Below are 350 nucleotides of genomic sequence, written 5' to 3'. Positions count from 1 at the left end.
GCGTCGTATCAAAAAAATCGAAGCTGATTTGCGCAAGGCTGAAAAGACCATCGCGCAGTCGCAGAAATATCTGACGATGTGGCGGGCTGAATCGCTGGATCTGAATATGGCAAAACTCATCAGCAGTCATGACCATATCAGCGCCTGTTTCCCGCTGGATACGTATCCGCGCCCGGCAGAAAAAAGCCAGTATGAAGGGAGCCGGTCGTTATGGTCGGCCCTGGATGATGACATCATCACCACGGAGCAGGCCCGCGAAATTGCGATCCGCTATCATGAACGGCAGATTCAGCATCAGCAACGCTGGGTTAACCACTATCAGAACCGCCTGATCTATGAGCGTGCCATGC

Annotated in this window: 1 pseudogene; it reads left to right on the top strand. The window is 52.9% G+C overall.

The window, feature by feature from the left end:
- A pseudogene (locus RTW80_RS27975) lies at positions 1-350 on the top strand (hypothetical protein); the annotation flags it as partial.

Source organism: Escherichia sp. AM3 (assembly GCF_032029835.1).
GTDB classification, from domain to species: Bacteria; Pseudomonadota; Gammaproteobacteria; order Enterobacterales; family Enterobacteriaceae; genus Escherichia; species Escherichia coli.
Note: the sequence above shows the minus strand (reverse complement) of the source record. Positions and strands in the feature narration are given on the sequence as shown.